The 23,493-nt window shown below is 66.5% G+C and carries 20 protein-coding genes; 18 read left to right on the top strand and 2 right to left on the bottom strand.

Annotated features, from left to right (window positions below; genetic code table 11):
- The first annotated feature begins 69 nt into the window (after positions 1 to 69).
- The 3 genes from E7811_RS14340 (at position 70) to ptsP (ending at position 6,075) form a co-directional block, all read left to right on the top strand.
- On the top strand, positions 70 to 2,220 hold the full coding sequence (locus E7811_RS14340; RefSeq protein WP_136395356.1) for a M10 family metallopeptidase C-terminal domain-containing protein: 2,151 nt from the start codon (positions 70 to 72) through the stop codon (positions 2,218 to 2,220).
- A 117-nt stretch (positions 2,221 to 2,337) separates the two neighbouring features.
- Entirely contained in the window at positions 2,338 to 3,597 is a 1,260-nt protein-coding gene (locus E7811_RS14335; protein ID WP_136395355.1) for an aspartate kinase, read from the top strand.
- Between the two features lie 234 nt (positions 3,598 to 3,831).
- Positions 3,832 to 6,075, top strand: a complete 2,244-nt coding sequence (ptsP, locus tag E7811_RS14330) for a phosphoenolpyruvate--protein phosphotransferase (protein WP_136395354.1) — start codon at positions 3,832 to 3,834, stop codon at positions 6,073 to 6,075.
- A 39-nt stretch (positions 6,076 to 6,114) separates the two neighbouring features.
- On the opposite strand, the gene E7811_RS14325 is transcribed toward ptsP, so the two are convergent.
- A complete protein-coding gene (locus E7811_RS14325) occupies positions 6,115 to 6,966 on the bottom strand; it encodes an EcsC family protein (protein ID WP_246020467.1) in 852 nt (283 codons plus the stop codon).
- A gap of 31 nt (positions 6,967 to 6,997) precedes the next feature.
- Positions 6,998 to 7,486: a GNAT family N-acetyltransferase gene (locus E7811_RS14320; protein WP_136395353.1), complete on the bottom strand. Its 489-nt coding sequence runs from the start codon at positions 7,484 to 7,486 to the stop codon at positions 6,998 to 7,000.
- Positions 7,487 to 7,562: 76 nt separating this feature from the next.
- Between E7811_RS14320 and E7811_RS14315 the strand changes: the two genes are divergently transcribed.
- From E7811_RS14315 to E7811_RS14245, 15 genes are all read left to right on the top strand, one after another.
- On the top strand, positions 7,563 to 8,147 hold the full coding sequence (locus E7811_RS14315; RefSeq protein WP_136395352.1) for a flavin reductase family protein: 585 nt from the start codon (positions 7,563 to 7,565) through the stop codon (positions 8,145 to 8,147).
- 128 nt (positions 8,148 to 8,275) lie between these two features.
- Positions 8,276 to 10,771, top strand: coding sequence for a cation:proton antiporter (locus E7811_RS14310; RefSeq protein ID WP_136395351.1), 2,496 nt, complete (start codon positions 8,276 to 8,278; stop codon positions 10,769 to 10,771).
- A gap of 120 nt (positions 10,772 to 10,891) precedes the next feature.
- Positions 10,892 to 11,170, top strand: a complete 279-nt coding sequence (locus tag E7811_RS14305) for a helix-turn-helix domain-containing protein (protein ID WP_246020465.1) — start codon at positions 10,892 to 10,894, stop codon at positions 11,168 to 11,170.
- Positions 11,170 to 12,888: a cation:proton antiporter gene (locus E7811_RS14300; RefSeq protein ID WP_246020463.1), complete on the top strand. Its 1,719-nt coding sequence runs from the start codon at positions 11,170 to 11,172 to the stop codon at positions 12,886 to 12,888. The genes E7811_RS14305 and E7811_RS14300 overlap by 1 nt, the downstream gene beginning before the upstream one ends.
- Before the next feature lie 29 nt (positions 12,889 to 12,917).
- Positions 12,918 to 13,688, top strand: coding sequence for an SDR family NAD(P)-dependent oxidoreductase (locus tag E7811_RS14295; RefSeq protein WP_136395349.1), 771 nt, complete (start codon positions 12,918 to 12,920; stop codon positions 13,686 to 13,688).
- 6 nt (positions 13,689 to 13,694) lie between these two features.
- Positions 13,695 to 14,561 (top strand): DUF6544 family protein, encoded by an 867-nt coding sequence (locus tag E7811_RS14290; RefSeq protein WP_246020462.1) that lies wholly within the window; start codon positions 13,695 to 13,697, stop codon positions 14,559 to 14,561.
- Positions 14,558 to 17,158, top strand: a complete 2,601-nt coding sequence (locus E7811_RS14285) for a cation-transporting P-type ATPase (protein WP_168733041.1) — start codon at positions 14,558 to 14,560, stop codon at positions 17,156 to 17,158. The genes E7811_RS14290 and E7811_RS14285 overlap by 4 nt, the downstream gene beginning before the upstream one ends.
- Positions 17,159 to 17,327: 169 nt before the next feature.
- A complete protein-coding gene (locus tag E7811_RS14280) occupies positions 17,328 to 18,194 on the top strand; it encodes an S-methyl-5'-thioadenosine phosphorylase (RefSeq protein WP_136395347.1) in 867 nt (288 codons plus the stop codon).
- Between the two features lie 411 nt (positions 18,195 to 18,605).
- Complete coding sequence (locus tag E7811_RS14275) at positions 18,606 to 19,139, top strand: adenine phosphoribosyltransferase (RefSeq protein WP_136395346.1); 534 nt, start codon at positions 18,606 to 18,608, stop codon at positions 19,137 to 19,139.
- A 260-nt stretch (positions 19,140 to 19,399) separates the two neighbouring features.
- On the top strand, positions 19,400 to 20,497 hold the full coding sequence (gene ribB / locus E7811_RS14270; RefSeq protein WP_136395345.1) for a 3,4-dihydroxy-2-butanone-4-phosphate synthase: 1,098 nt from the start codon (positions 19,400 to 19,402) through the stop codon (positions 20,495 to 20,497).
- 5 nt (positions 20,498 to 20,502) lie between these two features.
- On the top strand, positions 20,503 to 21,024 hold the full coding sequence (locus tag E7811_RS14265; RefSeq protein ID WP_136395344.1) for a 6,7-dimethyl-8-ribityllumazine synthase: 522 nt from the start codon (positions 20,503 to 20,505) through the stop codon (positions 21,022 to 21,024).
- Positions 21,021 to 21,482, top strand: coding sequence for a transcription antitermination factor NusB (nusB, locus tag E7811_RS14260; RefSeq protein ID WP_136395343.1), 462 nt, complete (start codon positions 21,021 to 21,023; stop codon positions 21,480 to 21,482). The genes E7811_RS14265 and nusB overlap by 4 nt, the downstream gene beginning before the upstream one ends.
- A 94-nt stretch (positions 21,483 to 21,576) precedes the next feature.
- A complete protein-coding gene (locus tag E7811_RS14255; protein WP_168733040.1) occupies positions 21,577 to 21,990 on the top strand; it encodes an META domain-containing protein in 414 nt (137 codons plus the stop codon).
- A 95-nt stretch (positions 21,991 to 22,085) separates the two neighbouring features.
- The gene (locus tag E7811_RS14250) at positions 22,086 to 22,412 is read left to right on the top strand and encodes a hypothetical protein (RefSeq protein ID WP_136395341.1); all 327 of its coding nucleotides are present in this window, start codon (positions 22,086 to 22,088) and stop codon (positions 22,410 to 22,412) included.
- Between the two features lie 57 nt (positions 22,413 to 22,469).
- Positions 22,470 to 23,405 (top strand): LysR family transcriptional regulator, encoded by a 936-nt coding sequence (locus E7811_RS14245; protein WP_136395340.1) that lies wholly within the window; start codon positions 22,470 to 22,472, stop codon positions 23,403 to 23,405.
- Positions 23,406 to 23,493: the final 88 nt, after the last annotated feature.

The following is a 23,493-nucleotide window of genomic DNA, read 5'->3' as shown; positions in this document are numbered from 1 at the left end:
AAACGGTTCGGGCCTAGGGTGGCGCCGTTGCGGGGGCCTTGTGCAGGCCCGGACCCCGAGGAGTAGCGAGTGACCATTGTCCTTTCACCTGCCGAGATCATCATTCCCGTTTCGCGCTTTCTGGGCCAGTACAGCCCGCAACTGATCCCGCTGGCCAATGGCAATTTGCTGGTGTCCTGGGCGGACGGATCGGGGCGCGACCTGGACGGCAATATCCTGTCGGGTTCCGGCTATACGCGCCGCGCACGCATTCTTGACGAGAACGGCAATGCCGTCACCGGCGAATTCGAGCTGCACGACACGGCTTTTTTTCCGCACCCGATTGCAGGCATCACGACACTGGCCCGGGCGGATGGCGGGTTCATGACGCTGACGGCCTTCACCGGGCCGCTGACCGTCACGCATTACGGCCCGACCGGCCAACCAACGGGGCAGACGGCGACGATCGGGTTCAGCCCGGCGGGCGCGGGGCTTGCCCAGACGACGCAGTTCATCTCGGACGATCGGCGCGTGGTGCTGATGGGCTCACAAGAGGCGATCGGCACCTGGAACGGCAACGAAGGCAGCATCGGCCATGACCTTTACCTTCAGATCGCGGGCCTGAACGGAACCACACAGGGCGGGCTGATCCCGCTGGGGTTCGACATCACGAACTCGCCCTATGAATGGCAGCTTCTGGACCTGCGCGGCGATCAGGCGGTTCTGATGCATGAGGTCACGAACGGCTTCGGCCTGCATGACATCCTGGTCGCGCGCCCCGGCCAGTCGGCACCGACCCTGCTTGCCCGGCATGACCTGATCGATCCCGAAGACCCTTACAGATACGAGCCCCTGCAGTTTTCGCATGAAACGCCCGACGGCCATTTCGTGATGACGCGTGTGAAACTGCTGGTCGATTTTCCCGAAGGCGGTGGGTTCGTCATCCGCGAGGAACATGTCGAGGTGCTGCAATTCCACGGCCAGACCGGCGGGCTGATGGCGCGGCGGACGGTCTACACCTCGGACACGCCGGGCGGATATGCGGGTTCGGTCCGGACGCTGGAGCTGGACAACGGGCAATTCCTGCTTCTGTACCAGGATACCGCCTATCTGGACGGCGTGCTGGTCAATGCCGACCTCAGCCGGAACGGCGCCCCGGTCGAGATGACGCTGGATACCGGGGCGCTCAGGATGCAGACGCAGGTGGTGCGCCTGGCCGATGGCCGGGTGGCCCTGGCCTGGGATTACGACGTGAGCCCGACCTGGGACCCGGTGCTGCGCTTCGTCACCATCACCCGGGACGGCCATGATTACCTGGTTGCCGATCCGGCCGGGGGGCGGATCGAAGGCATGGCAGGCAATGATACCCTTCTGGGCGGGGTCGGCACCGACACCCTGGTCGGCGGCGCCGGAAACGACCGGTTCATCGTGAATTCCCTTGCCGACCGGATCGTGGAAACCGCCGGCGGCGGCCGGGATGCCATCGCCTCGGCCGCGATCAGCCTCGACCTGAACCGCTATCCCCATGTCGAGGACGCGGGCCTTCTGGGCAACGCGGCGCTGAATGTCTTCGGAAACGCTGGGGCGAACGCCCTGGCCGGAAACGCGGGTGCCAACCGGATCGACGGCCGCGGCGGCGCCGACACGATGACCGGCGGCGCGGGGAACGACATCTATGTCCTCGATCGTCCCACCGACCGGGTGATCGAAGCGGCGGGCGGCGGATCAGACCGCGTCGTCACCGGCGCCTTCTCGATCAACCTCGGCAGCTTCCGGCATGTCGAGAACGCGGGGCTTGCAGGCACTGCCGCGCTGCGCCTGAAGGGCACGGCCGGCGACAACGCGCTTTCGGGGAATGGCGGCGCAAACCTGATCGAAGGGCTGGCCGGACGCGACCGCCTGAACGGCGCGGCCGGTGGCGACACGCTGGCAGGCGGGCGCGGGGCCGATACCCTTTCCGGCGGACGGGGGGCCGACGACTTCGTCTTCGGGAATGCCACCGCGGCGCGGGGCGACCGCATCACCGACTTCCGCCACCTGGTCGACGATATCGACCTGTCCGCCTTCATGCGCGGCGCCAGCTTCATCGGCGCCAACCGTTTTTCCGGCGATGCCGCCGAATTGCGCTATGACCGGGGAGCGGGACGGCTTTCGGGCGATGCGGACGGCGACGGGCGCGCCGACTGGTCCCTGACGCTTGCCAACAAGCCCTTGCTGACCGTCGAGGATTTCGTTTTGTGAACCCGGCCCGACCGGGCGCCGACCGAAAACGCCGCAGGGCCGCATCGCCGCTTGCATCCCCCCCCGCTTCTGCTAATCAGCACGCGGTTTTTCCAGCCTGGGAACGGGGACAGCGCCATGCCGCTTCTGGTGATGAAATTCGGGGGCACCTCTGTGGCCGATCTGGCCCGCATCGAGAATGCGGCGGCCAAGGTCAAGCGCGAGGTGGAACGCGGCTATGACGTGATCGTCATCGTCAGCGCCATGTCGGGAAAGACGAACGAGCTTGTCGGCTGGGTCGAAGGCACATCGAAGCTGTATGACGCCCGCGAATACGATGCGGTCGTGGCCTCGGGCGAGAATGTGACGGCGGGCCTGATGGCGCTGCGGCTGCAGGAAATGGGCGTGCCCGCGCGCAGCTGGCAGGGCTGGCAGGTGCCGATCAACACCACTTCGGCGCATGGCTCGGCCCGCTTCGTTTCGATCCCGCGCGAGAACATCGACGCGAAATTCGCCGAAGGCTTCAAGGTGGCGGTCGTCGCGGGCTTTCAGGGTGTCTCGGCCGAGGGCCGGATCACCACGCTCGGCCGGGGCGGTTCGGATACCACCGCCGTGGCTTTCGCCGCCGCCTTCGGCGCGGAACGCTGCGACATCTACACCGATGTCGATGGCGTCTACACCACCGACCCGCGCGTCAGCTCGAAGGCGCGCAAGATGGACAAGATCGCCTTTGAAGAGATGCTGGAACTGGCATCCCTTGGCGCGAAGGTCCTGCAAACCCGTTCGGTCGAACTGGCGATGCGCTACAAGGTGCGCCTGCGCGTCCTGTCCTCGTTCGAGGAAACCGACGAAACCTCCGGAACCCTGGTCTGCGACGAGGAAGAAATCATGGAATCGAAAGTCGTCTCTGGTGTCGCCTTCTCGCGCGACGAGGCCAAGATCACCCTCTTCACCATCGAGGACCGTCCGGGCGTGGCCTCGGCGATCTTCGGCCCGCTGGCCGATGCGGGCGTGAACGTGGACATGATCGTCCAGAACATCAGCGAAAAGGACTATGACGAGGCCCACCCCGGCGCCGTCACCGACATGACCTTCTCCTGCCCGATCAACCAGGTGGACCGCGCCAAGAAGGCGATGGAAGACGCCATGGCGGCGGGCCTGATCAAATATGACGAGCTGATCATCGACACCGATGTCGCCAAGGTTTCGGTCGTCGGCATCGGCATGCGCAGCCACGCGGGCGTCGCCGCCCGGATGTTCAAGGCGCTGTCGGCCGAGGGGATCAACATCAAGGTGATCTCGACGTCGGAAATCAAGATCTCGGTTCTGATCGACCGCAAGTACATGGAACTCGCCGTCCAGGCCCTGCACGACGCCTTCGACCTCGACAAGGCCTGACCGACCGCCCCGCCCCGCCAGAACCCCCGCCCGACCGGCGGGGGTTTTCGTTTGGCCGTCGTCACCGGGTTGATCCGGCGGGAAAGGGGCGAGCGTGGGCGATCAGCCGGGGGTTCGGGCAAGGGGGTGCCGGAGGTGCCCGATATTTGCGCAACTGCCGGATGAACCGCTTCTATGCCTTCCCTATCCTCGCGGGCTTGCGCTATGCAGGGGGCAGCACAGCACGAGGCCAGAATGCCCGAACGCACCGAAAGCGAAAGCCGCAAGCTTCTGCGCCGCTTGCGCGACGTTCTTGCCGAATCCGGCAGGGGACAGGAACGGCTTGACCGGATCACCCATCTGATCGCTGATTCGATCGGGACCGAGGTCTGTTCGATCTATCTTTTTCGTGACGAGGACACGCTGGAACTTTGCGCGACCGAGGGGCTGAAGAAGGCCTCGGTCCACAAGACGCGGCTGAAGCTGGGCGAGGGTCTGGTTGGCCGCGTGGCGCGCACGGCCTCGCCCGTCAACACCGCCGACGCACCGAACGAGAAGGGTTTCCGCTTCATGCCGGAAACCGGCGAGGAGATCTATTCCAGCTTCCTCGGCGTGCCGATCCAGCGCGTGGGCGAACGGCTGGGCGTGCTGGTGGTGCAATCGAAGATCGCCCGCCAATATTCCGACGACGAGGTCTATGCACTGGAAGTCGTGGCGATGGTGCTGGCCGAGATGACAGAGCTTGGCGCCTTCGTGGGCGAAGGCGACGGCCCCGGCCTTCTGCACAAGCAGCCCGTGATGTTCCGCGGCAACACCGGCCAGGAAGGTGCGGCGGAAGGCCATGTCTGGCTGCACGAGCCCCGTGTGGTCATCACCAACCCCGTGGCCGACGACCCGCTGACCGAGATCGAGCGCATCCGCGACGCGGTGGGGCAATTGCGCGTGTCGGTCGACGATCTTCTGGCGGTCAGCAGCCTTGGCCCCGAACAGAAGCAGGTGCTGGAAGCCTACCGGATGTTCGCCCATTCGCGCGGCTGGCTGCGCCGGATGGAAGAGGACATCCAGCGCGGCCTTTCCGCCGAGGCGGCGGTGGAAAAGGAACAATCCGCCGCGCGGGCGCGGCTGGAACAGGTGCCTGACGCATACCTGCGCGACCGCCTCCACGATCTGGACGACCTGTCGAACCGGCTTTTGCGCATCCTGACCGGTCAGGGCGCCGACACCGGCGCGCAGATGCCTGACGACCCGGTGCTGGTCGCGCGCAACATCGGGCCGGCCGAACTTCTGGATTATGGTCGCAAGCTGCGCGGCGTGGTGCTTGAGGAAGGATCGGTCGGCAGCCATGCCGCGATCGTGGCCCGCGCGCTGGCCATTCCGCTGGTGATCCGGGCCGACCGGATCACAACCGAGGCGCTGAACGGCGACCACATCCTGGTGGACGGCGACCAGGGGATCGCCCACCTGCGGCCCGAGGAAACCGTCGCCCGCGCCTTCCGTGACAAGATCGCGATGCAGACCGAGGCGCAAAAGCGCTATGCGAGCCTTCGCGGCCTGCCCGCGCAATCGCGCTGCGGGCGGATCACCTCGCTGCACATGAATGCGGGCCTGATGGCCGACCTGCCCTCGCTCGAAGGGTCCGGCGCCGAGGGCGTCGGCCTGTTCCGGACCGAATTGCAGTTCCTGATCCGCAACCGCATGCCCAAGCGCGAGGAACTGGCGCAGATCTATGCCCGCGTGATGGATGCGGCCTCGGGCCGGCGCGTGGCCTTCCGCACTCTCGACATCGGCTCGGACAAGGTGCTGCCCTATCTCAAGCCACAGGATGAACCGAACCCGGCAATGGGCTGGCGGGCGATCCGCGTGGGGCTCGACAAGCCGGGCGTGCTGCGCATGCAGTTGCAGGCGCTGATCCGCGCGGCCAAGGGGCGGCCCTTGACGGTGATGTTCCCCTTCATCGCCGAGGCCCATGAATTCGCCGAGGCGCGCAGTTACCTTCTGCGCGAGATCCATCGCGAGAAAAGCCTGGGCTACCCCACGCCCGAACAGCTGGAGATCGGGGCGATGCTGGAAACCCCCAGCCTTGCCTTTGCGCCGCAGTCCTTCTTTGACGCGGTGGATTTCGTGTCTCTGGGGGGCAACGACCTGAAGCAGTTCTTCTTCGCCGCCGACCGCGAGAACGAACGCGTCCGGCGGCGCTATGACAGCCTGAGCGGTGCGTTCCTGTCGTTCCTGTCGCAGGTCGTGGCGCGTTGCGATGCATCGGGCAAGCCCCTGTCCTTCTGCGGCGAGGATGCGGGCCGCCCGATCGAGGCGATCACTTTCGCGGCCCTCGGCATCCGCACGCTTTCGATGCGACCCGCCTCCATCGGGCCGGTCAAGACGCTTCTGCGCCGGGTGGATCTGGACGCCTTGGGCGCAGAGATCCGCAGCGGCCTGGCGGCGGGTGAGGAAAGCCTGCGGCCGCGCGTGATGGACTGGCTGGCGACCCAGCCCGAATAGCGCGCCCTGCCCCCCGATGGCCTTCAGGGCAGGCGCGGGTCAGCGGGCGCGGGTCAGCGGGCGTGATGCCGCGGCCTTGCGGAACGCAGCCAGCACCGGCCCGTCGCCATGCGCGGCGGCGAGGCGGAGAAGGCCGAAGCGGATTCCCGCCATTTCCCGGTAATAGGCGAGAAAGGCGGCGTTCAGCGTCGCCCCGGCGGCAGCGCCAAGGACCGGCACCGCCTGCGCGGCAAGTTTCTGGCCAAGGATGGCGGCGATGCGGGGGGCAAGCGTCTGGATCAGCTTGTTCAGGGCCGGTCCGGTGACGGAAAGCCGGGCCCCCAGAAAGGCGGTGTTGACCCCGTCATCCTCGGCCAGCGGGCTGCCCGAGGCAAAGACGTTCAGGATCTCGGCGCGGATGTCGGGCGCGTCGGGATCGAACCCGGCGGCGACGGCCTCGCGCCGCAGGGCGTGCAGGATCACGGTCACGGTCACGGGCAATTCGGCCAGCGATGTCGCCAGCCCCCCGGCGCCCCCCGCCGCACCTGCCGCCATCACCACTGCCAGCGGCGCCTGGCGCCCGGCATCGGGAAGTCGCCCGCCCGCCGCGCCGGCCAGATCGAAGCCCTGTTCCAGCGCCCTGACGACCAGCCCTTCCGAGGCCTCGCGCAGCGGCTCGGGCAGCTTGCGCATCTGGCCCTCGATCTGCCCGCCGAAGCGGTTGAGGATGGCCATCACCGGGCCGTTCGCGCGGCGGTAGCGCTTTGCCAGCGCCGCGATTTCGACCTCGACCAGTTCAAAGGGAACAAGCGTGTTTTCCATGCCCTCGACATGGGATGCCGCGGGCCGCAGCGCAAGAACTGCGCCGCCGATGGCTATGGCAAGCGCCTTGCCCGCCGGACGCGTCCGCAAAGCCCCCTGCGGCAGGCGCGGGGCTCTGCGGTCAGCCGCGCGCCTTCGTGACCGGGCCGGTGACCCCTTCCCAGGCGCCCCTCACCAGTTCCAGCCCGAGAACGCGGTCTGGGTTGGTGGGCGGTGGCATCTGCACGCCCGAAAGCTTCGTGAACCCGAAGCGCCGGTAATAAGGCGCATCCCCCACCAGAAGCACACGCTTCCATCCCAGTTTTCGCGCCTCGGCCAGGCTTTCGTTGATCAAAAGCCCGCCCAGCCCCTCGCCCTGGCGGGTCGGGTGCACGGCCACGGGACCGAGAAGCAGCACATGATGGCCACCCACCTCGGCGGGCCAGTAGCGGATCGCCGCCACCAGCGCGCCTGTTTCGTCGCGCAGGACAAGGCACAGAGGCGCAACCGTCGCCACGCCATCACGCAGCCTGTAGGACGACAGGGCCGTGCGTCCGGGGGCAAAGCACAGGTCGTAAAGCGCCTCGACCTCCCACCAGTCGGCCTCGGTCTCTTCCTCCAGCTGATACAAGCACCTGCCTCCCGAATCTGCTGGAAACGCGGGTAACATGACCATAAGTCAGGGGCAAACCCCTGTTGGAGCCGTCATGTTCTACCGCCCTGCCGATGGCCACGGCCTGCCCCACAACCCATTCAACGCGATCGTCGCGCCCCGGCCGATCGGCTGGATCTCCACTCGCGGGCCGACGGGCGACAACCTTGCCCCCTATTCCTTCTTCAACGCCGTAGCCTATGTGCCACCGCAGGTCATGTTCGCCTCGACCGGGGTGAAGGACAGCCTGACGAACATCCGCGCAACGGGCGTCTTCGCCGTGAATGTCGTGGGCGCGGCACAGATCGCCGAGATGAACGCCAGTTCCGCCGCCGTCGCCCCCGAGGTGGACGAATTCGCCCTGTCGAAGGCCGAACGGGCCGAATGCGAAACGATCCCCTGCCCCCGCGTCGCGAACGCGCCCGCCACGCTTGAATGCCGGATGACCCAGATCGTGGAGCTTCAGGGTAAGGGCAACTTCCTTGTGCTGGGCGAGGTTGTCGGCATCCATCTGCGCGACGAATGCATCAGGAACGGGCGGTTCGACGTCCGGATCTGGCAACCCGTGGGCCGTCTGGGCTATCGCGATTACTGCACCGTCAGCGAGGTCTGGGAATTGCAGCGCCCCGGCGAAGGCTGACGGCAACCCGCACCCGCGCCGCGCAAAGGCCACCCCTGCCCACCGAGTGACGCAGATGTTTCCACATCGCGCCCGATCGGGAAACAATCGGATTTACGCAGGCCGGTCATGCGGTTATCTGCGAAGTCATGGACGTCATCGCACTTGTCGGCATCATTGCCGCGCTTTTCATCGTGATCAGCCTGACAGAGCCGGTCGCAGACTGGCTGCGGCTGCCCTATACGGTGGTGCTTGCGATCCTGGGGACGCTCATCGGCAGCATTGCGGCCTATCTTGCCGGACAGGGCCGCACGGTGGCCGAGCTTGGCCCGGCCGTTGACGGGTTCGAATTCAGCATCCGCGCCAATGTGTTCCTTTACGTGCTGCTGCCCACGCTTCTGTTCCAGGTCTCGTTGGGGCTGAACCTGCGGCGCATGGCCGAGGATTGGGTGCCCATCCTGGTGATGGCCGTTGTCGCGGTGGTGGTGGCGACCTTCGCCATCGGGTTCGCGCTGCAACCCTTCACCTCGCTGTCGCTGGTGGCCTGCCTTCTGCTTGGCTCCATCGTGGCCACGACCGATCCTTCGGCGGTCGTCTCGATCTTCCGCAACATCGCGGCGCCACAGCGCCTGACCCGCATCGTCGAGGGCGAAAGCCTCTTGAACGACGCGGCGGCCATCGCGCTTTTCGGCTTCTTCCTGACCTTCGTGATGCTGGGTGTGCCCAACCCGACGTTGAAGGATGCTCTTGTGGGATTTCCCACGCTGATCCTTGGCGGTCTTGCGACCGGCTGGGTTCTGGCCCGCATCTGCCTTGTCGGGCTTGCCTGGCTCGACCGGTTTCCGCTGGCGCAGATCTCGCTCAGCGTGGCTCTGCCCTATGTCACCTATCTGGTTGCCGATCAGATCCTTGGCGTATCGGGCGTGATCGCGGTGGTCATGGCGGGAATGACGCTGAATTTCCTGGGCCCCGGCCGCCTGTCGCCCACGAACTGGACCAACCTGCGCGAGGTCTGGGACGTTCTGGCGCACTGGGCGGGGGCGCTGATCTTCCTTCTGGCTGCCCTTCTGGTGCCGGGCCTGCTGGCCGATGTGCGCTGGCACGACCTGTTCCTGATCGCGATCGTGGTGGTCGCGGCGCTGGTCTCGCGGCTGTTCATGCTTTACGCGGTGCTGCCCCTGCTGACGGCGCTGCGACTGTCGCCCCGGGTGGACAGGCCCTACCGGATCGCGATCCTATGGGGGGGCTTGCGCGGGGCAGTGACCCTGGCGCTGGCACTGGCGGTGTCTGAGAACTTCCGCGTGCCACCGGACGTGAAGCGCGAGGTGGGCATCCTTGCCACCGGCTTCACGCTGTTCACGCTGCTGGTGCAGGGAACCACCCTGCGTCGGGTCATTTCGTTCCTCGGTCTGGACAGGCTCGCCCCGATCGACCGTGCGCTGTCCAGCCAGGTGATCGCCGTCGCGCTTCAGAACGTGCGCGAGGAGGTGGCCGAAACCGCCCGCAACCACGAACTGACGCGCGAGATCGTCCGGTCCGAGGCGAAGCGCTTTGCCGAACGGCTGGACAGCGCCGTGGAGAAGGCCGAAGCCGCCGACGACATCCCCGACCGCGACCGCATCACGTTGGGTCTTGTCGCACTGGCGGGGCGCGAACGCGACATGATCATCGAAGCCTTCCGCGAACAGCTGATCTCGGCGCGGTTGGCCGAACAGATGCTGTCGGACGCCGACCGGCTGATCGAACGCACGCGCGCCGGCGGGCGCGAGGAATACCGCGCCTCGGGCCGTCTGAGCCTTGCGCAGGGGCGCGGCTACCGGCTTGCCAACCGGTTGCACCACAGGTTGCGCCTGTCAGGGATGCTGGCCCGCCTGACCGCGGACCGGTTCGAGATCCTGCTGAACCAGCGGCTGATCCTGCGCGATCTGCACGGCTATATCGACGGCAAGATCCGCCGCATCCACGGCCGGCGCGTCGCCGACCTGCTGCACGAGCTTTTGAAACGGCGCGAGGATGAAACCCAGTCGGCGCTGGAAGGGCTGCGCCTGCAATACCCCGGCTATGCCGAAGAAATCGAACGCCGCTTCCTGCGCCGGACCTCGCTGCGGCTGGAGGAACGCGAATATGACGTGCTTTACGCCGATGGGCTGATCGGCAAGGAGCTTCACACCACGCTCAAGCAGGAACTGGCCGAAAGCCGCAAGCTGGCCGAGGTGCGCCCGCGTCTGGACCTTGCCGTCCAGAAGACCGAACTGGTGCGCCAGTTCCCGCTGTTTGCCGACATGGACGAGGACAGCCGCAAGAAGCTCGCCCGTGCGCTGCGCACCCGCTATGTCCAGCCCGGCGAGGTGCTGATGCGCAAGGGCGACGTCCCGCGCGAGGTCTGCTTCATCGCCTCGGGCGCGATCGAGTTCGAAACGGCGGGGCAGAAATACCGTCTGGGCCGGGGCGAGATGTTCGGCCAGCTTTCGCTGCTGATCCGTCAGACCCGCCGGACCCATGCCACGGCGATCACTCATTCGACCCTTCTGACGCTGGACGAGGCGCGTTTCCGCCGCCTGCTGAAGCGCAACGAGGAGGTCCGCAACGCCGTGCTGCGAAGCGCTGAAAAGCGCGGCCTTGACCCGAAGGCGCTACAGTTCTGACAGACGGGACCGGGGCGGCGGGTCATCGAAAGGGTGCGCATCACCCTTGGCGCCGCCGCGCATCAACGTGCCGACCATGACAGCATGACCGAGGCCGGTTCCGGCCAGCCGGTTTGATGCATGTCAACCAAACTGCACAATACGTCACTATACTACGGTGAAATCGCATCAGGATCAGCACGGATGCCAGTTGACCAGTATCAGACGGTAAAAGAGGTCGCCGATCGGCTGAAGGTCGCCGAGGCGACCGTACGGCATTGGATCAAGTCGGGCGAATTGCGGGCCATCGACATCGGCAAGGGCTGGCGCATCGCCGATGCCGATCTGGGCCGTTTCCTGACCCGGCACGAAACAACACCACGGGAAGACGCCAAGGGCAGCCCGCGAAAGGAAAGATGATGACAGTGATGACGTCGTTCGGCGAGGTGGCGCTGCTGCTGGCCATGGCCGCGGGGATCGGCCTGTTCGGCACGCTTTTGCGCCAGCCGCTGATCGTAAGCTTCATCGCCGTCGGCCTGATCGCCGGGCCTTCGGCGCTCGATGTGGTTCATTCCGATGCGCAGATCGACCTTCTGTCGGAACTGGGCATTGCTGTCCTGCTGTTCCTTGTCGGGATCAAGCTTGACGTGAAGCTGATACGCTCGCTGGGCGCGGTGTCGGTGATGACGGGGATGGGCCAGGTCCTGTTCACCGCATTCTTCGGCTACCTGATCGGCCTTGCGGTGGGGCTTGGCCATGTGACCGGCCTTTATGTGGCCGTGGCGCTGACCTTCTCGTCGACCATCATCATCGTGAAGCTGTTGTCGGACAAGCGCGAGATCGACGCGCTGCACGGGCAGATCGCCCTGGGGTTCCTTATCGTTCAGGACCTGTTCGTGGTCATGGCGATGATCGTCCTGTCGGCAATCGGCATCGGCACCAGTGACGAGGCGACGCATGGCGGCGGATCGGTGCTGTCGGTGCTGGCGTCCGGCGTGGCGATGGTGGCGGCGGTGATCCTCTTTGTCCGCTATGTGGCAAACCCGCTGACCGAACGGCTGGCCCGGGCGCCCGAACTGCTGGTGATCTTCGCCATCGCGCTGGCCGCTATGTTCGCGGCCATCGGCGATCTCGTGGGGCTTGGCAAAGAGGTGGGCGGGCTTCTGGCGGGCGTGGCCCTTGCCTCGACCGCCTATCGCGAGACGATCGCCGCCCGGCTTGCCCCCTTGCGGGATTTCCTGCTGCTGTTCTTCTTCATCGCGCTTGGCGCGACGCTGGACCTGTCGCTTCTGGGCTCGCATGTGACGGGTGCGGTGATCTTTTCGCTGTTCGTGCTGATCGGCAACCCGCTCATCGTCCTGGCGATCATGGGGGCGATGGGCTATCGCAAGCGGACCGGGTTCCTGGCCGGCCTGACGGTGGCCCAGATCAGCGAGTTCTCGTTGATCTTCGTGGCAATGGGGGTGTCGCTGGGCCATGTCACCGATGACGCGCTCGGCCTGGTGACGATGGTCGGCCTCGTGACGATCGCGGCATCGACCTACATGATCACCTTCTCGCATCACCTTTATGCGCTGTTCGAGCCCTGGCTTGGCATCTTCGAACGCAAGGGCACGCCGCGCGAACCCTCCGAGGCGGGCAGCCACACCATCAGCAGCTTTCAGGTCATCATCTTTGGTCTCGGCCGGTTCGGCACGGCGATCGGCATCCGGCTCAGGAAACGGGGGGTGCGCGTGCTGGGGGTAGATTTCAACCCGCTGGCCGTGCGGCGCTGGCGCGAACTGGGGCTGGAGGCGGAATTCGGCGATGCGACCGATGCCGAATTCGTGGCCGAACTGCCGTTGCGCGGGGTGGTATGGCTGGTTTCCACCGTGCCCATCCATCCGACCGGCCTCAGCCACGAAGACGCCCGGCGGACCCTGATCCAGCTTGCGCGCACCGCGGGTTTCACGGGCCGGATAGCGGCCGCTTCGCACAGCCCCCACGATACCGAAATGATGTTCGGATCGGGCGCAGACATGGTGCTTGAACCCTTCCAGGACGCAGCCGACCGCGCGGTCGAACTGTTGTGCGGCGCCGAAGAGGAAGAACGCACGGAAATTCCCGAAATCGCCACGGAAGGCCGGATGACGGCCTGATCCGGGGTCATGACCGAAAGGAGAATGGCATGGACAGACTTGCGGGCAAGACCGCCATCATCACCGGGGGGGCCGTGGGCATCGGTCGCGCCTGTGCCGAACGGATGGCGGGCGAAGGCGCGAAAGTGGCGATCTTCGATGTGCTGGCCGACGAGGGCCGGGCACTGGCCGATGCGCTGACCGAAGCGGGGCATGAGGCCGCATTCTGGCCGGTTGACGTGACCGACGAGGCGGCGGTGAAAACCGCCATCGACGAGACCGCCGCACGGTTCGGCGGGCTGAATGTGCTGGTGAACAATGCCGGGATCTCGGGCGCGCCCAAACCCACCGACCAGGTGACCGAGGCCGAATGGGACCGCGTGCAGGCCGTGAACGTCAAGGGAGTCTTCTTTGGCACGAAACACGCGATTCCACATCTGCGCGCGGCGGGCGGCGGGTCCATCGTGAACCTTTCGTCCATCGCCGGGTTGATCGGCGTGGGCGGGGTTTCGCCCTATCACGCCTCGAAGGGCGCGGTGCGGCTGATGACGAAGAACGACGCCATCACCTATGCGCCGGAACGGATCCGGGTGAATTCGATCCATCCCGGCTATATCTGGACGCCGATGGTGGAAAACCACCTGCGCGCCACCTCGGATGACCTCGAAGCCGCCAAGGCCGCCGCCGGTTCGGTCCACCCCTTGGGCCACATGGGCGAACCCGACGACATCGCCTGGGCGGTGGTCTGGCTGGCCTCGGACGAGGCGAAGTTCGTGACCGGCGCCGAGATCGCGATCGACGGCGGCTATACGGCCCGGTGACGTCAGATGCTGGCTGGGATCGGAATCACGGCAGGGGTGTGTCTTGGCGCGGTTGCCGCGACCGCGGCCTATGTCCACCATCGCGACCAGGCGAGGATGCGCGCGGTCTGGACCGGAATCGAGGCGCTTCGCGATGACGATCCGCCCGCCTACGATCCGGCAATGGTGGCGGGTCTGCCCGCCGTGGCACAGCGATACTTTGCCCGCGCCATAGCGCCCGGCACGCCGCTGCACCGGATCGTGCGGCTGACGATGGAGGGCCGCTTCATCATGAACGGCAACGGAATGCCCATGGCGGCCCGCCAGATCCTTGCGCCCCCGGCGACCGGCTTCGTCTGGCAGGCACGGATCGGCGCGGGTCTGATGCGCTTTGCCGGATCGGACGGCTACCGCCGCCGTGACGGGGCCGAGGAAAGCTGGACGAAGTTCTGGCTGCATGGCCTGATCCCGCTTGCCCGGATCGGCGGCACGTCCGACCATGCCCGCGCGGCGGCGACGCGGGCGATGCTGGAATCCGTCTGGGTTCCGGCGGCGCTTTTGCCGCAATACGGGGCCGAATGGCGCGAAACCGGGCCGGACAGCGCCGAGGTGCGGTTTGCAGACGCACCCGACCTGCCGCCGATGCACCTGACCTTCGACGCCGCGGGCGACCTGGCCGAGATATGGGCGCCGCGCTGGACCGATGCGAACCCCGAAAAGACCTATCGTTGGCAACCTTTCGGCGGCCGGATGATCGAGACGGGGGTCGTCGCGGGATTCCGCATCCCGACGCGGGTGGAGCTTGCCAATCTGTGGGGCACGCCGGACGCAGCGCCCTTTTTCCTGGCCCGGATCACCGACGCCGTTTTCGGCCCCGACGGACCATGGCCATGATCCATGATCCGCATGCCAGACCTGCCGTCGACTGCCTTGAGGCCCTCGAAGCCGGACCGGACGGGCTGAGCGCGGAAGAAGCCGCGCGCCGGCTGGCCGAACATGGCCCGAACCGTCTGGCCGAGGTGCGGGCGCGCGGGCCGGTCCTGCGCTTTTTCGCGCAGTTCCACAACGTGCTGATCTATGTGCTGCTGGTCGCCGCCATCGTGACGGCGGCGCTTCAGCACTGGGTCGATACCTGCGTGATCCTTGCAGTCGTGCTGGCGAACGCGATGATCGGCTTCATCCAGGAAGGCAAGGCCGAGGCGGCGATGTCCGCCATTCGGGACATGCTGGCGCCGCGTGCGAGCGTGTTGCGGGACGGGCGACGCATCACGGTGGACAGCGTGTCGCTTGTTCCGGGCGACATCGTGCTGATCGAAGCGGGCGACAAGGTGCCCGCCGACCTGCGCCTGCTGGACGCCCGCGGGCTGGCCGCGCAAGAGGCCATCCTGACAGGTGAGTCGGTGCCGGTGGAGAAGGGCGTGGCCCCTGCCCCCGTCGACGCGCCCCTGGGCGACCGCCGGTCGATGCTGTGGTCGGGAACGCTGGTCACGCAGGGAGCCGCGCGCGGCCTTGTCACCGCCACCGGGCAGGCGACCGAGATCGGACGTATCGGCGGGCTTCTGGCGGGCGTCGAACAGTTGACGACCCCCCTTGTCGCGCAGATGGACCATTTCGCGCGCTGGCTGTCGTTCCTCATCCTGCTTGCGGGCGCGCTCTTGCTGGCCTGGGGCTATTTCGTCGGCCATCACGACTTTTCCGAAATGTTCATGACCGTCGTCGCGATCGCGGTGTCGGCCATTCCCGAAGGCCTGCCTGCGGTGATGACGATCACGCTTGCGATCGGCGTGCAGGCGATGGCGCGCCGCAACGCCATCGTGCGCCGCCTGCCCGCGATCGAGGCGATCGGTTCGGTTTCGGTGATCTGCACCGACAAGACCGGGACCCTGACGCGGAACGAAATGGTCGTCACCGCCGTCGAAACGCCCGCAGGCCGTTTCACGGTGACGGGCGAGGGCTATGCCCCGGTCGGCGAAATCATGCCCGAGGCCGATCTGGGCGCCATCGCCCGCGCGGCGGCACTGTGCAACGATGCCGCGCTGCATGACCGTTCGGGGCACTGGACGGTCGAGGGCGACCCGATGGAGGGGGCGCTTCTGGCCTTTGCCGGAAAGGCCGCGGGCGATCTGGAGGCCCGGCGGCTGGACGCGATCCCCTTCGACAGCCGCCACCGGTTCATGGCCGTGCTCACCGAAGGGGCATCGGGTCGCGTGACCCATGTGAAAGGCGCCCCCGAACGGGTGCTGCGGATGTGCGCCGACATCGACCTTGACCGCTGGCACGACCGGGCCGAGGCGATGGCACGGCAGGGGCTGCGCGTGCTGGCGCTGGCCGGGCGGGACGAAACAGGCGACCGGATCGACGAAGCCGCGCTGGAAGGCGGGCTGACCTTTCTTGGTCTTGTCGGTCTGATCGACCCGCCCCGCCCCGAAGCGATCGAGGCGGTGGCCGAATGTCGCGCCGCGGGCATCCGCGTCAAGATGATCACCGGCGATCATGCCGGGACCGCCGCCGCCATCGCAGCCCGGATCGGTTTGCAGAACACCGCGCGGGTCCTGACCGGCGCCGACATCGACAAGCTCGACGACGCCCAGCTGGCGCTTGAGGTAACGGATGTCGACATCTTCGCCCGCACCAGCCCCGAGGACAAGCTGCGCCTTGTCACTGCCCTGCAGGCGGGCGGGCGTTCGGTCGCGATGACGGGGGACGGCGTCAACGACGCCCCCGCCCTCAAACGCGCCGACGCGGGCATCGCCATGGGCCTGAAAGGATCGGAAGCCGCAAAGGAGGCCGCCGACCTTGTTCTGGCCGACGACAACTTCGCCACCATCGCCGCGGCGGTGCGCGAGGGGCGGACGGTCTATGACAACCTCAAGAAGGTCATCAGCTGGACCCTTCCCACCAACGCAGGCGAGTCGATGGTGCTGATCGTGGCGCTTCTGGCCGGAATGGCGCTGCCGATGACGGCGGTGCAGATCCTGTGGGTCAATCTCATCACCGGGATCACACTGGGCGTCGCGCTGGCCTTCGAGCCGACCGAGCCGGGCACCATGGCCCACCCGCCGCGCCCGCGCCATGCGCCGATCCTGTCGGGCGAACTGGTCTGGCATGTGGTGCTGGTGGCGCTGCTGTTCCTGGCGGCCGTCTTCGGCATGTTCAGCTATGCGCTGGATCGCGGCTATCCGCTGGCTCTGGCGCAGACGATCGCGATGAACACGCTTGTGGTGCTTGAGATCTTTCACCTCTTCTTCATCCGCAACATCCACGGCACCTCGCTCACCTGGGCGGCGGCGCGGGGAACGCGGGTGGTCTGGACCGTGGTGATCGTCATCACCGCCGCGCAGTTCGCCGTCACCTACCTGCCGACGATGCAGGGGGTTCTGGGCACATATCCCGTGCCCTTCCGCGACGGCCTGCTGATCGTGGCCGTGGGCGCGGCATTCTTCGCGCTGATCGAGATCGAAAAACAGATCCGGCTGGGGCTGCGGCGATAGCCACACCCCGAAAACCCGATCCGCCGCGCAACCCCTTGGAAAGGCGCGGCGATGCGTCCCTTTCGCCGGGCGGCGCCCCCCTTCCCCGGTGCGCCATTCCGGTCTATCCTCGCCCCCAGAACCCCAGCCCCCCGAACTCCAGCCCCCGTCAAAACCCGGAGAAAGACCCATGCAGACCATGATCGGCGTCATCGGCGGCTCCGGTGTCTATCAGATCGACGGGCTTGAAGGCGCGTCCTGGGTCCGGGTCAAGACGCCCTGGGGCAAGCCCTCGGACGAGATCCTCGTGGGTCGGCTGTCGGGCGTGCCGATGGCCTTTCTGCCGCGTCACGGGCGGGGGCATGTCCATTCGCCCTCGTCCATCCCGTTCCGCGCCAACATCGACGCGCTGAAACGGCTGGGCTGCACCGATGTGGTGGCGGTCTCGGCCGTGGGAAGCCTGCGCGCCGATTACGCGCCGGGCGATTTCGTGATCGTGGATCAGTACATCGACCGCACCTTCGCGCGCGAGAAATCCTTCTTTGGCCCGGGCTGCGTGGGGCATGTGAGCCTGGCCCATCCGACCTGCCCGCGGCTTTCCGCGGCGGCGGCCGGGGCCGCACGGGCGGCGGGCGTGCGTGTGCACGAGGGCGGCACCTATCTTGCGATGGAGGGGCCACAGTTTTCCACCCTCGCCGAAAGCCGCCTTTACCGGCAATGGGGGGCCGATGTGATCGGCATGACTGGCATGCCCGAGGCCAAACTCGCCCGCGAGGCCGAGCTTTGCTATGCTTCGGTCGCGATGGTGACGGATTTCGACTGCTGGCATCCGGGACACGAGGCGGTGGACGTGGCCGCCGTCATCGCCACGCTGACCGCGAACGCAGGCGCCGCGCGGGCGCTGGTGGCGGGCCTGCCGGGGCTTCTGGGCGGCGTCCGCACCCCCTGCCCCCACGGCTGCGACCGCGCCTTGGAATACGCCCTGATGACCGCGCCGGACAAACGGGATGCAGAGGTTCTGGCGAGGCTCGACGCGGTGGCGGGGCGGGTGTTGTGAGGGGGGATGGGCGAAGGTTTGGGGGGGAAGCGGACGTAGGCTGCCTTTTGCACAGAGGTTCGCACTGCGGACGGTGCGGACAATCGCCCCAGAAGGGCCGCGACCGACCGAGGGTGGGCGCTTCACCGTCTGTGGCCTGGCGCTTTATTGTGCCAGACACATCGAACGGCTGAACCCGCAGCACCGTCGCAATCGCGCCCGCCCTGGGGGGCGGTCGGGCGCGGCCCGGGCCGCTTGCGCGGCTGTTCCGGGCAAAGGTCGACGATTTTTTTCCGTATTGCGTGACGCCGCTAGGGGCCGGTTTGGGCCGATAGCCGCCCTTCGCTGCACTATGCACCAAGGGCTGACTCTCCCCCTTGCCTCCCCACCCGCAGATGCTAACCATACCGCACACACAAACCGGGGCACCCCATGGCCAAGACCGTCAAGGATTACATCCGCACCATCGTCGATTTCCCGCACGAGGGGATCCTGTTTCGCGATGTGACCACGCTGTTTGCCGATCCGCGCGGGTTCCGGATGTGTGTGGATCAACTGCTCGCGCCTTATGCCGGGATGCGGATCGACAAGGTTGTGGGGCTTGAGGCGCGGGGGTTCATCCTGGGCGGCGCGGTGGCGCATCAGCTGTCCACCGGGTTCGTCCCGATCCGCAAGAAGGGCAAGCTGCCGGGCCAGACGATTTCGCAGGCCTATACGCTGGAATATGGCGAGGCGGTGGTCGAGGTGCATGACGATGCGATGGCGCCGGGCGAAAAGGTGCTGGTGGTCGATGACCTGCTGGCCACCGGCGGCACCGCCGAGGCCGGGATCAAGCTGATCGAGCGGCTGGGGGCCGAAGTGGTGGGCTGCGCCTTTGTCGTCGACCTGCCCGATCTGGGCGGACGCCGGCGGCTGGAGGCGATGGGGATGGAGGTGCATGCGCTCTGCGCCTTCGAGGGGCTTTGAGCCGCGCGCCGTGACCCCCTTTGTCATTTACCCTTCCGAAAGGGAATCGGCCTAATCATGGCGATGTCGGGCCTCACCCCGGTCCGGCAATCACGGCTGCTTGCACCACACGTGACCACCCTCAACCCCACCCCGCCGGCCCGGCCGGCGGGGTTTTCCCTTTCCGGCGACGCCCCGCGCGCCGGTTGCGTCGGTTCCGGCTCTGGCCTTCGGGCGCGCGGCGCGCTATGGGCTGGCGAAAGCAAACCGGAGCAAGACGCATGACCGATCAGCGGACCGATTACAGCGATGCCGTCTCTTCGATCGAAGAGATCATCGACGATGCCCGCAACGGGCGGATGTTCATCCTTGTCGATCACGAGGACCGCGAGAATGAGGGCGACCTGATCATCCCGGCGCAGATGTGCACCCCGGCCGCGATCAACTTCATGGCGACGCATGGCCGCGGGCTGATCTGCCTTGCGATGACCGCGCAGCGGATCGACCAGCTGGGCCTCGGCCTGATGAGCCCGAAGAATTCCAGCCGCCACGAAACCGCCTTCACCCTGTCGATCGAGGCGCGCGAGGGGGTTACCACGGGCATTTCCGCCCATGATCGCGCGCGCAGCGTTTCGGTCGCGATCGACCCGACCAAGGGCCCGCAGGACATCGCGACGCCGGGCCACGTCTTTCCGCTGCGCGCCCGCGACGGCGGCGTTCTGGTTCGCGCCGGCCATACCGAGGCCGCAGTCGACATCAGCCGCCTTGCCGGGCTGAACCCGTCGGGCGTGATCTGCGAGGTCATGAACGAAGACGGCACGATGGCCCGCCTGCCCGACCTGATCGGCTTTGCCCAGAAGCACGGGCTGAAGATCGGCACGATTTCCGACCTGATCGCCTATCGCCGCCGCCATGACAACCTGGTGAAGGAAAAGGCGGTCAAGCACGTCAGCTCGGCCCATGGCGGCGACTGGCTGATGCGCATTTTCGCGGATGAAACCCAGGGTGCCGAACATGTCGTCCTGACCAAGGGCGACCTGACCGGGGCCGAACCGGTTCTGGTGCGGGTCCACTCGCTCAACCCGATGGAAGACGTGCTGGGTATTGGCGGCGCGGGCGAGCTGCCGTCCGCCATGCGCCTGATCGCCGCCGAAGGGCGCGGCGTGGTGGTCCTGCTCAGGGACACGACCATGAAGATGGTCGAGCCCGGCGAACATTCGCCCCAGACGCTGCGCAACTATGGCCTTGGCGCGCAGATCCTGTCTGCGCTCGGGCTGTCGAACATCACGCTGGTCACGAATTCGAAGGCGCCTCGCATCGTCGGGCTGGATGCCTACGGCCTGACCATCGCGGGTACGCGCCCGATTTCCGAAGGGTGACAGACATGGCCGGACACGAAACCCACCACACCTTGCCGTTGCCCCGGTTCGACAAGCCGGTGAAGCTTTTGGTCGTGGTCGCCCCCTATTACAAGGACATCGCCGACAACCTGGTCGAAGGCGCGATGGCCACGGCCACGACCTGCGGCGCCTCGGTCGAGATCGTCGAGGTGCCCGGCGCGCTGGAAATCCCGTCGGCCATCGCGCTGGCCGAACGCATGTCGAACTATGACGGCTATGTCGCCCTTGGCTGCGTGATCCGGGGCGAGACCACGCATTACGACACCGTCTGCAACGACAGCAGCCGCGGGATTACCCTTCTGGGGCTGCAGGGGGCCTGCATCGGCAACGGCATCCTGACGGTGGAAAACCGCGCCCAGGCCGAGGTGCGCGCCGATCCTCAGGGCCAGAACAAGGGCGGCGGGGCCGCCGCTGCCGCGCTGCACCTGATCGCGCTTGCGCGCCGCTGGTCGGGCGAACGCAAGGGCATTGGTTTCCGCGCGCCCGAAGGGGCCTTCCGCGCATGACCCAGACGCCGAAGAAGCAGATGAAATCCGCCTCCCGCCTTTACGCGGTTCAGGCGCTTTTCCAGATGGAATCGAGCGGCCAGACGATCGAGGCGGTCTGCCGCGAATTCGAAACCCATCGGTTCGGGGCCACCTATGACGAAGGGGAATTCGTCGAAGGCGATGTGGATCATTTCCGCAAGCTGGTGGCAGAGGCGGTCAACTGGCAGGCCCTGATCGACCAAATGACCGACCGCGCGCTGGTCGCGAAATGGCCGATCGACCGGATCGACCCGGTGTTGCGGGCACTTTTCCGCGCGGCCGGCGCCGAAATGACCAAGACGGAAACGCCCCCGAAGGTGGTGATCACCGAATTCGTGGACGTGGCCAAGGCCTTCTTCCCCGACGGGAAAGAGCCGAAATTCGTCAATGCGGTGCTGGACCACATGGCGCATGAGGCCAAACCCGAAGCGTTTTGACGGCTCACGGCGTCGTGATAGCCTTTCTTCCAAGGAAACGGGTGCGGCCTGCGTCACACCTGAAACCGCAAGGAAATTGCGCAAGGAGATTGCCATGTCGAAACCGCTTCTGACCGTCGCCCTTTCGCTGTCGCTCGTCGGGATGTCCTGCACCCAGGCCGCATCGGACCCGACCGTTCCGCCGGAATATCTTGCGCCGGAATGGATGCTGGTCGCGATCGACGGCCAGGCCTTCGGGGCGCGCGCCACGATCGATTTTTCCGAACCCGGCCGGGTTACCGGTGAGGCCCCCTGCAACCGCTGGTTCGCCGGTCAGCCGGGCACCCTTCCCGACCTGAAGATCACCGGCATCGGCGCGACACGGATGGCCTGCCCCGACCTGGGGGCGGAGCAGGCCTTTTTCGAAGCACTCGAGCAGATGACGCGGGCCGAGATCACCGGGCCGGTCAACATGACGTTGACCGGCGAAAAGGGCGGGACAATGGAATTCGTGCGCCCGCTGAACTGATCGGCGTTCGGCGGAAACCCCCGGCTGCGACCAATTGGAACTGGACGAATTTCCGGGACCCGCTACCTTGAAGCAAAGCGAAGGGGGATTCCGCCATGCCGAAACTCGTCCGGATGTACATCGTCAACGTGCTGATCGGCTTTGCCGTCGCGGCGGCCTTTGTCGTGATGCTGGTCTGGGCCGACGTCGCGGGCCTGCGGCACCTGATCCTTGAAACCGAAAAGGGCTGGCTGGCTGGCTTCCTTCTGTTCTTCTCGAACGGGATCATCTTTGCCGGCGTGCAGTTCGGCATCGCGGTGATGCGGATGGCCGAACCCGAGGACGGGCCGAAGGGTGGCACCCGCGCGCCTGTCGTGCGGATGGAACCGGTTCACGTCCGGGCCGCCGCGCCCGTTGCCCGTTCCGCGGCTCGGCGCCGCTGATCCTGGCGCCAGCGTTTTGTCATTGCCCCGACGGCGCGTGGCGCCTTACACCGGGTCATGGACATTGCCCTGATCCGCACTTTTCTGCAGGTCGCCGCGACCGGGTCTTTCGGGGGTGCGGCGGATCGGCTGTTCGTCACCCAATCCGCTGTCAGCCTGCGCATCCAGCGCCTTGAGGATCAGCTGGGCCGCAGCCTGTTCACCCGGTCCAAGACCGGCGCCGAGCTGACGGCGGCCGGACGCGCCTTTGAACCCCATGCCCTGCGCCTGATCCAGACATGGGAACGCGCACGCCAGCAGGTCGCCATTCCCGAAGGCTTTACCGGCGCGCTGACGTTGGGGGCGCAATATTCGCTATGGCCGCGGCTGGGGTTCCGTCTGATCGACGGGCTGCAACGCGACATGCCGCACCTGTCGATCCGGGCCGAACTGGGCATGCCCGACCGCCTGACTGGCCTTCTCGCCGAAGGCAGCGTTCAGCTGGCCCTGATGTATACCCCCACCCTGCGGCCCGGCCTGCGCGTCGAACCGCTGTTGGAGGAAGACCTGGTCATGGTCGCCTCATGGCCTGAACCGGACCTGTCGCAGATTGCCGGGCGCTATGCCTTTGTCGACTGGGGCCCTGAATTCGTGACCTGGCACACCGCGCGTTTGCCCGCGCTGACCAATCCGGGGCTGACGCTGGCACTGGGGGCGCTGTCGGCCGAGTTCATCTCGCGTCGCGAGTTTGCCGCCTACATTCCCGCGCGCAGCGCCCTGCGCTATGTCGAGGCAGGCCTGCTGCATCTGGTCGAGGATGCGCCCGACTTTCCCTATCCCGCCTATTCCGTCTGGCGCGAGGACTTGCCATCGGACATTGCCGATGCCGCGCAATTGGTGCTGTCGCAGGTCGTCGCGGCGATCGACGAGGACGTTCACGACCTGGTCGAGGGCGAGGAGGAAGGTGGGGGCGAAGGTGGGGAGGAGGATCGGCAAGTTCCCGCCGAAGGATAAGAGTAATTCTCATATGATCTGCAATTATTTTGAATTTTTCAAATAGGAACAATGTTCATACGTTCCTCGCGTTGACCCAGCGGGCATG

Origin of the sequence: Aliigemmobacter aestuarii, assembly GCF_004799285.1 — a bacterium.
Taxonomy (GTDB): Bacteria; Pseudomonadota; Alphaproteobacteria; order Rhodobacterales; family Rhodobacteraceae; genus Aliigemmobacter; species Aliigemmobacter aestuarii.
The sequence above is the reverse complement of the archived record's forward strand: the minus strand, read 5'-3'. Positions and strand labels throughout refer to the sequence as shown.

What these genes read in the sequence shown, in the direction of transcription:
- E7811_RS14335 (WP_136395355.1), top strand. Translation starts at nt 2,338, where the DNA reads ATGCCGCTTCTGGTGATGAAATTCGGGGGCACCTCTGTGGCCGATCTG.
- ptsP (WP_136395354.1), top strand. Translation starts at nt 3,832, where the DNA reads ATGCCCGAACGCACCGAAAGCGAAAGCCGCAAGCTTCTGCGCCGCTTG.
- E7811_RS14315 (WP_136395352.1), top strand. Translation starts at nt 7,563, where the DNA reads ATGTTCTACCGCCCTGCCGATGGCCACGGCCTGCCCCACAACCCATTC.
- E7811_RS14310 (WP_136395351.1), top strand. Translation starts at nt 8,276, where the DNA reads ATGGACGTCATCGCACTTGTCGGCATCATTGCCGCGCTTTTCATCGTG.
- E7811_RS14305 (WP_246020465.1), top strand. Translation starts at nt 10,892, where the DNA reads ATGTCAACCAAACTGCACAATACGTCACTATACTACGGTGAAATCGCA.
- E7811_RS14300 (WP_246020463.1), top strand. Translation starts at nt 11,170, where the DNA reads ATGACAGTGATGACGTCGTTCGGCGAGGTGGCGCTGCTGCTGGCCATG.
- E7811_RS14295 (WP_136395349.1), top strand. Translation starts at nt 12,918, where the DNA reads ATGGACAGACTTGCGGGCAAGACCGCCATCATCACCGGGGGGGCCGTG.
- E7811_RS14290 (WP_246020462.1), top strand. Translation starts at nt 13,695, where the DNA reads ATGCTGGCTGGGATCGGAATCACGGCAGGGGTGTGTCTTGGCGCGGTT.
- E7811_RS14285 (WP_168733041.1), top strand. Translation starts at nt 14,558, where the DNA reads ATGATCCATGATCCGCATGCCAGACCTGCCGTCGACTGCCTTGAGGCC.
- E7811_RS14280 (WP_136395347.1), top strand. Translation starts at nt 17,328, where the DNA reads ATGCAGACCATGATCGGCGTCATCGGCGGCTCCGGTGTCTATCAGATC.
- E7811_RS14275 (WP_136395346.1), top strand. Translation starts at nt 18,606, where the DNA reads ATGGCCAAGACCGTCAAGGATTACATCCGCACCATCGTCGATTTCCCG.
- ribB (WP_136395345.1), top strand. Translation starts at nt 19,400, where the DNA reads ATGACCGATCAGCGGACCGATTACAGCGATGCCGTCTCTTCGATCGAA.
- E7811_RS14265 (WP_136395344.1), top strand. Translation starts at nt 20,503, where the DNA reads ATGGCCGGACACGAAACCCACCACACCTTGCCGTTGCCCCGGTTCGAC.
- nusB (WP_136395343.1), top strand. Translation starts at nt 21,021, where the DNA reads ATGACCCAGACGCCGAAGAAGCAGATGAAATCCGCCTCCCGCCTTTAC.
- E7811_RS14255 (WP_168733040.1), top strand. Translation starts at nt 21,577, where the DNA reads ATGTCGAAACCGCTTCTGACCGTCGCCCTTTCGCTGTCGCTCGTCGGG.
- E7811_RS14250 (WP_136395341.1), top strand. Translation starts at nt 22,086, where the DNA reads ATGCCGAAACTCGTCCGGATGTACATCGTCAACGTGCTGATCGGCTTT.
- E7811_RS14245 (WP_136395340.1), top strand. Translation starts at nt 22,470, where the DNA reads ATGGACATTGCCCTGATCCGCACTTTTCTGCAGGTCGCCGCGACCGGG.